The organism is Clostridium sp. AM25-23AC (assembly GCF_003435125.1).
In the GTDB taxonomy this organism is placed as follows: domain Bacteria; phylum Bacillota; class Clostridia; order Lachnospirales; family Lachnospiraceae; genus Pilosibacter; species Pilosibacter fragilis.
Window position 1 is genome coordinate 1 of sequence record NZ_QWGI01000050.1, and the last position, 8,013, is coordinate 8,013.

Below are 8,013 nucleotides of genomic sequence, written 5' to 3' on the forward strand. Positions count from 1 at the left end.
GTGCCCAGCAGGGTCTGCAGGATGCTGCGCCGCTTTTCCTGTTCGTTGGGAGCAGTGCGGTTGTACTCCCAGCACAGTTGCTTTGCACGGTTCTGTTCCTCCGTGGGGGTGTTTTCATAGCCGCTGACGTAGGCGGCAGGGCGTTTCATAATATCCAGAGCATTCATCGTGTTTGTCCTTTCCATACAATGTTTTCTCAAGGATTATACCACATTCTCTGTCGGTGTGTAATAGGCTGCTTTTCCCGCCCTCATTTGTTTGTCCGCTTGCAGGACTACCTACGGTTCGTTTTGGTTTTTTCAGTGCTCTGTGCAGCCTGATTGGTGCAAACAAATACCCCGTTGGTTTCCCAACGAGGCATCAAAGACGATCATCTCAGCAAATCAGACAAGCTGCATTCTCCTTTGGGGATATTTGCTGTTCTGCGATACTCTTTTATGGCTTTCACCAAGAGCTGAGGGTTACTGAAATACTGCTTCACAAAATCATACGACTTCACATCATGCATCCGAAGATTTGTTTTACAAAATTCGCTTGGTTTTTTTCCAGAACGCTTAAACTGATCATATGCTCCTTCCGCATGAATAATCAACATTTCAATTTCTGGAGCAGTAATGACATTTACCACGTCAATTTTCTGCTCATATGCTTTACTCAATCGAAATTCCTCTCTGCGAGAATCCAAAATCCGTATCACAGAAATCTGCTCATCGAATCCTTTCCGTAAGTATCGCTCCTCGAATCGTTTAGCACTTCTGCAACGGATAACACATTCTTCCAACATTTCTTCTCTGTTGAAAATCAGAAGATCATTATCAACCAGTATGTCGATAATAGCTTCTTCGGCAGAGCCTTCACATATACACGCCTTGTATTTTGCTAATTCCATTCTGCTGTCTCCTTAATTGATCGAAGCAGCCAAGCTTTTCTTCAAGCGCATATACGCTTCATATGCTGGCGTTGTTCCCTCAAGGAAGCCGCTCTGGTAAGCATCACTCTTTTTAATATCATTACGTTTCAATATATAGCTCAAATTTTCTGCTGTAATGCCATTACGGTTTCTAACGATACAAATTCCGTCATTTCGGTCATATTCGTCCAGCAGTTCCGGATAATGCGTAGTGAAAATAAGCGTTCCGCCATTTTTGTTCAGTCGGCTGTCCATAAAGAAGCGCACTAAGGTCGTTACAATTTCCTTGTTGAAATGATTCTCTATTTCATCTACCAGAAGATAACCACCTGAATGAAGAACTTCCTTTACCATCGAGAATGTAATAATGCCCTTAATCGTACCAGAGGACAGATACTGCTCAAGGTCTGCCGCATTATTCAGGATAATCTCTTCTTCATCCTTAAACTTCAAGTGGATAAATGTTTTTCCCTCTGTCTGTTCAAAGCACAATTTCTCAATGGTTGGATCGAGAAATGCAATTACCTCCAATGGAATATCTTCGGTAAATGGAAGCACATTCACATTCGTATAGGAAAGCAGGCTGAATATTTCCACTGTATCATTCGCTTTTTTATTATGTGCAATGACAAAGCTGACATCATCAGAAAGGTATGCTTCATCACTATTGCGCTGCTCTACAGGCTTCATTCCTGTAAAATCTGTCAGATACTTTTTCGACTTAACGGTTGCAATTGGTTTTTCCCAAAGGCTTTCAGACAGAATCGAATACATATATTCCCCTGTTTTCGACTTCTTTGCTGCAATTACAGTTTCCAAGCAGCAGACGTAGCTGCGCTTATCATAAAAATATGTGCGGATTGTAGCATTCTTCGCTCCGCCAAGAATGCTTTTTGCCTCCACATGATTGATGGGCTCATTTTTCACAATATTTAAGGCCAAGCTAATGACCTTTAATACCGAGGTCTTGCCAGATGCGTTAATTCCAATGAAAGCACAGGCAGAGTGGAGATAGTAGTTATCCGTCAAACGGTAAAGACTATCTTTGTCCTCTTCGCAAACACGTTGCTGCGTATAAAAGCAAATATCCAAGTCTTTTTTGAATAATGGGAGTCCTTGTGCGGTGATGCGGAGTATTTTCATAGGTAGTCCTCCTCTAAAAACAGTTTTTTCGTTTTTATTTTCTTATAATCTTATTATACGCCGCAAACCAGAAAATATCAACGGATTTTCCGTTTTTATTTTCTAAATTGTTTTTGACACTACAAAGTATCCGTTCCATGCGGCGAAAGCCGTAATCAATGATACATTACCGTCCGTATCGAATAAACAAGAAACAGGGCACGGAATTCCAATGTCCTGTTTCTTATCTTTTTTGAAAGGAATTTCTTCTCTTAGAAATCACCCTTACACCTTGTCCTGAATCAAAAGGCTATTTTCCAGAACATTGCTCATCACTTATCCTCCCAGGGTTGCTCCATCTTCTTCCCATTCTCACATATTTTTCTTGAGCAGGAAATCTGCCACGGCAAGATCCAAAAGTGCCATGCCAGTAGAATCAAACACCGTGATGTCGGTATCGCTTTTACGACCCGCAGCCTTTCCAAGAATGAGATCACCAAGCTCTCCATAGATTCGATCTTCAGACAATGTGCCCTGCTTCAAGGGAATCTCAATTTCTCCGGCGTTCCTGCAGTGTTCGAGGTCGTCCACAAAAACAATGGCATCCTCAAAAATTTGGGAATCAATTTCTTCTTTGCCCGCCATATCAGCACCAATGCAGGAAAAATGTGTGCCGGGTTTGACCCATTCTTTTTGAATCAGCGGGGTGTGGGAAGGCGTGATTGTGATAATAATGTCGCTGTCGGATACGGCTTCTTTCAAATCAGAAACTCCTTCGAAGGTTACCGAGGCTGCCTCAATTGCAAAGTCGGTTTGCAGCATTGCGCGAATCTTCGACGCAAATGCAGCAGCATGTCCTGCGTTATGCGGATTGTCGATCCGGATCGTTTCCAGCGTGGGAAACACCTTCAGCAACGCAGCAATCTGGAAAGGTGCCTGATTGCCGGTGCCGACGATCAAAGCGTTCTGGGAATTCTTTCTGGCCAGATATTTTGCACCAATGGCTCCTGCCGCACCAGTGCGCATTCCGGTCACAGAGGAGCCGTCCACAAGGCCAAGCGGCATACCGGTTTCCGAGCTGAACACGGCAATCAGACCCACAAGATCCGGCAGGCCTTTTTGCACATTTGCTTCCATGAACGCAACCGTCTTGTGGCCGAAAATATGCTGTTCCGGCAGATAACCGGATTTAATATCCATATCTGCATGGCCGGGGTCGAATTCATAGAAAATGGTAGGCCATACAACGGTTTTGTCTTGACTTTTCAGCTTATAAACATTCTCTGTGCATTGGATCGCATCTTCCATCGAAAGATTTTTTCGAACTTCTTCTGCGAAAATATAGGGAATATTCATCGGGGTTCTCCTTTCTTTTACCGGGTTTTCATTGCAATATACTCGCTGATGGCCTTGAGGCCATCGATCAGATCCTGCTTTCCGTAGGCATAACCGATGCGCATACTGTGCGGCACTTCAAAGCAGTCACCGGGAGTCACAAACGCGCCGGTCTTCTTGTACATTTCTTCGCAGAATTCGTAGGAAGAAATGTCCAGATCATAATAAACCAATGCCGTAGTGCCGGCTTTCGGCTTTACATAGCTGACGTGCGGTTCGCTGCCGACCCAATCGTCCAGAATCTGCAAATTCTCCCGGACGATCTTTCGGCTGCGTTCCAGCAGCTTATCGCGGTGCTTCAGCGCAGCTGCTGCCAGCATTTCATCGAATACACCGCAGCTCACAAGATTATAATCCCGATGAGAAAGGCAGCTCTTTACAACGCTCATATCGTGCGTTGCAATCCAACCAAGCCGAAGACCAGCCAGTGAAAAAACCTTTGACATACTGCTCACCGAAATGCCCTTTTCATACAGATCCACAATGGAAGGACACCAGCCATCTTCCTGTGAAAGGTGACGATAGACTTCATCGCACAAAATCCAGGCATCTGCGGAACGCGCAATCTCCACGATCTCCCGGAGCATCTTCTCAGACATCAGCGCACCCGTAGGATTGTTAGGGTTATTGATGCAGATCATTTTTGTTTTAGGTGTCACCAAACGGCGCAGTTTTTCTAAGTCCGGCAAATAATTGTTTTCCTTACTCAGATGAAGGATCTGAACATCTGCTCCATAGGATTCCGGGATGGAATAAAGCTGCTGATATGTCGGCATGATGCTCACTACACGATCACCGGGAGAGATCAGCGAATAGAATACATGATGGTTTGCTCCGGATGCCCCATGAGTCGGCACAATATTTTCAATGTTCAGCGTTTTGTAAAGGCCGCAGACACCTTTACGGAATTCTGGCAAACCCTCAATATCGCCATAGCTCAGACGGCGTGCGCACAAACGATTCAAAAATTCTGTCTTATCTTCCCCTGTCAGCTCGAATAGCTCGTTCATACTGATGGAGTCCACACATGTTTCAGCGATGTTATACTTTGCGCCGACCTCCCAGGCGTTCATCCATTCTTCTACGGCAAACGGCTTGATTTTCATTGCTTTTTCCTCCTTGTAATGGTACATGATAAAAAAGAAAAGGGCACACAGAGCTTTTCCTTATAACATGGTGAACCATGCCGTACCTACGGAAAAACTCTGTGTGCCCTTTGGCCTCCACCCGGTGGTGGAGAGGGTTTCAATATTTAATCGCCTTTATAATACTACACAAGCTGCACATCGTCAAGACGATTTCCCGAAACTTCAAACGGTAACTTGCCGTCCGAGAACGCACTTACAATCATTTTTCTATCCGGCCACTTAACCGGAAATCTCCGGACTACTTCCTAAATGCTTTTCCTTATGGGTAACACATCATTGACAAACCTACACGTATCGTAGACAAATTCCGATTCTTCAATGGCTTAAATATTTCGTTTCAGTACATCCGATGCAGAAACAGCAGAAACTTGATATACGCCTTCCTCCAGATGCTTACGCAAAAACACATAATATGCCGCTTTATCTCAAATACTCCGTAAAGAATGCGTTGAGCTTTTCAAACGGAATGATGCCCATCTGATCGTAAAGGTCAGTGTGATTTGCACCGGGGATAATGAGCAATTCCTTGTTATCGCCGGTCAGCTTGCTGTACGCTGTTTCGCTGAAATAGCGGGAGTGCGCCTTTTCCCCGTGTACCAGCAGCACAGCAGAGCGGATTTCGCTGCTGTATTGCAAGATCGGCATATTCAGGAACGACAGCGAGGAGGTCACATTCCAACCACCGTTGGAGTTTAGGCTGCGGGAGTGATAGCCACGTGGCGTTTTGTAGTAGGCATAATAGTCCTTTACAAACTGCGGTGCGTCCTCCGGCAGCGGATCAACCACACCACCCGCCAGCGCATAGCTTCCGCTTTTATAATCCTCGATGCGCTGTGCATTCATGGCTTTTTTCTTCTCAAAGCGTGCCTGCTCAGAATCCTCAGCATCAAAATATCCGTTGGCCGTTACACGGGTCATGTCGTACATGGTCATAGCCGCAGTAGCTTTGATGCGGGTGTCAATGGCAGCGGCATTGATCGCCATACCGCCCCAGCCACAGATACCGATGATACCGATGCGCTCCGGGTCAACATTCTCCTGCACGGAGAGGAAGTCTACCGCTGCGCAGAAATCCTCGGTGTTGATGTCCGGCGAAGCGACATAGCGGGGTGTACCGCCGCTCTCTCCGGTGTAGGACGGGTCAAAGGCAATCGTCAAGAAGCCAAGCTCCGCCATTTTCTGCGCATACAGACCGGAGGACTGCTCCTTTACCGCGCCGAACGGACCGCTGACGGCAATAGCGGGCAGCTTGTCCACCACACTCTTTGGCGTATACATATCCGCCGCCAATGTGATGCCGTAGCGGTTATGAAAGGTTACTTTCTTGTGATCCACCTTGTCGCTTTTCGGGAACACCTTGTCCCATTCCTGTGTCAGATTCAGTTTTTCCATATTCAGACCTCCTTGCCTGTTGCCTTAAAATATGCTGTGCTGTCCACGGCTTCCAACCATTCATTGGAGGTTTCATCCCCCGGAACCTCTACCGCCAGATGAGAGAACCTGCTATCCGGCGCAGCACCGTGCCAGTGTTTTACACCCCAATGGGAAAGACCATTTCATTCTGATGCTTGGCTTTTGCGTCGGCAGCATCGTCCTCCGCCCATACCTCCTTTGCCATACGGAAGGCAGCCCATGCCTTGGGCCAGCCTGCATAAAATGCCGCATGGGTCAGGATCTCCGCAATTTCCGTTTTGGTCACACCGTTGTTCTTTGCAGTTGTCAGATGGTACTGAAAGGACGAATCCGTCAGCCCCTGCGCCATCAGCGCCACCACTATTACAATGCTGCGGTCTCGCAGGGAAAGCTTGTCTTCCCTGCTCCACACCTGCCCGAACAGCACATCATCATTCAATTCCGCAAATTTGGGAGCAAATTCCCCCAAAGCCTCTCTGCCTGCCGTTTGTTTAACTGCCATGGCTCACACCTCCTTGCCCATCTGATAAGCTTGCTCCAGTGCAGGATGTCCGGCGATCTCACCCGCGCCGTTCATACCGCCTGCAAACACTGTGCCCACCAGCGCACAGCGTGGGAAGCAGTCTACCCAGCCCTGCACAGCCTTCTCTGTGCCCGCAAAGGTCTCCGGTGCGTTCTCTGCCGCTGTTGCAAGCAGATAGGCTTTCGTAAAGGCGTAGTCCGTATCGAACAATGGGTTGGCACGGTCCAGCATAGTCTTGAGCTGACCGCTGACGCAGTAATAGTAGACGGGCGTTGCGAACACCAGCACATTTGCATCGTGCATTTTGGCAGCAATTTCCACGGCATCGTCCCGGATGACGCAGTGCCCCAACTTCAGACAAGCAAGACAGCCCTTGCAGAAGCCAACCTGCTTTTCTCGCAGATACACAGTTTCTACCTGATGGCCCGCCTCCCGTGCGCCCTTGGCAAACGCTGCCGCCAGCGTTTCGGAGTTGCCGCCCATACGGGGACTTGAAGAAATGATCAGCACCTTTTTATCCATTGTAAAACACTCCTTGCATTTTGATATTCTCTGTGTTATTCTCATAGTAATACCTGAACCTAACTTTAGGTCAAGATGTTTTTGAAATTTTTTTGGAGGGAAATTTATGTATTCAATTGGACAGGTAGCAGAGATGTTCGGATTGCCTATCTCCACGCTGCGCTATTATGATAAACAGGGACTTTTTCCGAACATGGAACGGGTGTCCGGCATCCGCAAATTCGGTGACACGGAGATTGAAGCACTCCGGGTCATTGAATGTCTGAAAAAGGCCGGCATGGAGATCAAGGACATCCGGCAGTTCATGGATTGGTGTGCTGAGGGTCCGTCCACCTATCCACAGCGCAAGGCCATGTTTGAGGAGCGGAAAGCCCACATGGAAGCAGAGATTGCGCACATGAACCGGGCACTGGATATGCTGAAATTCAAGTGCTGGTATTATGAGCAGGCAATCCAAGACGGCAGCGAGGACAGACTAAAGGCACTGATTCCCGACCACTTGCCGGAGGGAATCCAAAAAGCATATGAAAACGCGCATAGCTAACCTTTCCCGTGCTATGTATCGTCTGATTCAGAGCAAAAAATACCCCGTTGGTTTCCCAACGAGGCATCGAAGACGATTCTATTCTGTTTTCTGTAAACTGGTAGTCAGAAAAACTTAGTCAGTGACCAAGTTAGTGAGCAAGATAAATCGCCGGACATCCCACACGTAGTTTTGAATCTTTGTATGGCTTTTGCAGTGTCTGCATCATAGCCCAGCACCGCGATCAGCTGCTTTTGAAAGGAACCGGCAAACAGCGCCCACATTCCAAAGGGCATTCCAGCGTATTTCATTGCAGATACCTCCCGGCTTCCGCTTCCAGTGCCTGCCATACCGGGTAGGCTGCGCCGTTCGCATCGAAAAATTCCTTGAGATCCCGGTTCAGCGCACTCATTTCATCGATGGCGTTCATTGCGTGGTCGGAGGCGCAGAGCTTGCC

General features: G+C 47.4%; 9 protein-coding genes and 1 pseudogene. 1 reads left to right on the top strand and 9 read right to left on the bottom strand.

Going from position 1 to position 8,013, the window contains the following annotated elements; all coding sequences use genetic code 11:
* From DW677_RS16960 to DW677_RS16995, 8 genes and pseudogenes are all read right to left on the bottom strand, one after another.
* The coding region (locus DW677_RS16960) for a maltose acetyltransferase domain-containing protein (RefSeq protein ID WP_278287006.1) at positions 1–185 on the bottom strand (185 nt) is incomplete at its 3' end.
* A 185-nt stretch (positions 186–370) separates the two neighbouring features.
* A complete protein-coding gene (locus tag DW677_RS16965; RefSeq protein WP_117567882.1) occupies positions 371–889 on the bottom strand; it encodes a hypothetical protein in 519 nt (172 codons plus the stop codon).
* 12 nt (positions 890–901) lie between these two features.
* A complete protein-coding gene (locus tag DW677_RS16970) occupies positions 902–2,053 on the bottom strand; it encodes an AAA family ATPase (RefSeq protein ID WP_117505044.1) in 1,152 nt (383 codons plus the stop codon).
* A 351-nt stretch (positions 2,054–2,404) separates the two neighbouring features.
* Positions 2,405–3,388 carry an ornithine cyclodeaminase family protein gene (locus DW677_RS16975; protein WP_117567883.1) on the bottom strand — a complete coding sequence of 328 codons (984 nt, stop codon included), beginning with the start codon at positions 3,386–3,388 and terminating at the stop codon, positions 2,405–2,407.
* Between the two features lie 17 nt (positions 3,389–3,405).
* The gene (locus tag DW677_RS16980; protein ID WP_117567884.1) at positions 3,406–4,533 is read right to left on the bottom strand and encodes an aminotransferase; all 1,128 of its coding nucleotides are present in this window, start codon (positions 4,531–4,533) and stop codon (positions 3,406–3,408) included.
* 462 nt (positions 4,534–4,995) lie between these two features.
* Entirely contained in the window at positions 4,996–5,973 is a 978-nt protein-coding gene (locus DW677_RS16985; RefSeq protein ID WP_207658991.1) for an alpha/beta hydrolase, read from the bottom strand.
* Positions 5,970–6,490: pseudogene (locus DW677_RS16990) on the bottom strand (carboxymuconolactone decarboxylase family protein). The gene DW677_RS16985 and the pseudogene DW677_RS16990 overlap by 4 nt, the downstream one beginning before the upstream one ends.
* Positions 6,491–6,493: 3 nt before the next feature.
* Positions 6,494–7,078: a flavodoxin family protein gene (locus DW677_RS16995; protein ID WP_347473201.1), complete on the bottom strand. Its 585-nt coding sequence runs from the start codon at positions 7,076–7,078 to the stop codon at positions 6,494–6,496.
* Between the two features lie 61 nt (positions 7,079–7,139).
* Here DW677_RS16995 and DW677_RS17000 point away from each other — a divergent pair, with 61 nt between their 5' ends.
* Positions 7,140–7,577 (top strand): MerR family transcriptional regulator, encoded by a 438-nt coding sequence (locus DW677_RS17000; RefSeq protein WP_117567887.1) that lies wholly within the window; start codon positions 7,140–7,142, stop codon positions 7,575–7,577.
* A 104-nt stretch (positions 7,578–7,681) separates the two neighbouring features.
* Here DW677_RS17000 and DW677_RS17005 read toward each other — a convergent pair whose 3' ends face one another.
* On the bottom strand, positions 7,682–7,867 hold the full coding sequence (locus DW677_RS17005; RefSeq protein WP_117567888.1) for a hypothetical protein: 186 nt from the start codon (positions 7,865–7,867) through the stop codon (positions 7,682–7,684).
* Positions 7,868–8,013: the final 146 nt, after the last annotated feature.

Excerpts from the sequence above, each read along its gene's own strand:
- DW677_RS16965 (WP_117567882.1), bottom strand. The coding sequence starts at position 889 with ATGGAATTAGCAAAATACAAGGCGTGTATATGTGAAGGCTCTGCCGAA.
- DW677_RS16970 (WP_117505044.1), bottom strand. The coding sequence starts at position 2,053 with ATGAAAATACTCCGCATCACCGCACAAGGACTCCCATTATTCAAAAAA.
- DW677_RS16975 (WP_117567883.1), bottom strand. The coding sequence starts at position 3,388 with ATGAATATTCCCTATATTTTCGCAGAAGAAGTTCGAAAAAATCTTTCG.
- DW677_RS16980 (WP_117567884.1), bottom strand. The coding sequence starts at position 4,533 with ATGAAAATCAAGCCGTTTGCCGTAGAAGAATGGATGAACGCCTGGGAG.
- DW677_RS16995 (WP_347473201.1), bottom strand. The coding sequence starts at position 7,078 with ATGAGAATAACACAGAGAATATCAAAATGCAAGGAGTGTTTTACAATG.
- DW677_RS17000 (WP_117567887.1), top strand. The coding sequence starts at position 7,140 with ATGTATTCAATTGGACAGGTAGCAGAGATGTTCGGATTGCCTATCTCC.
- DW677_RS17005 (WP_117567888.1), bottom strand. The coding sequence starts at position 7,867 with ATGAAATACGCTGGAATGCCCTTTGGAATGTGGGCGCTGTTTGCCGGT.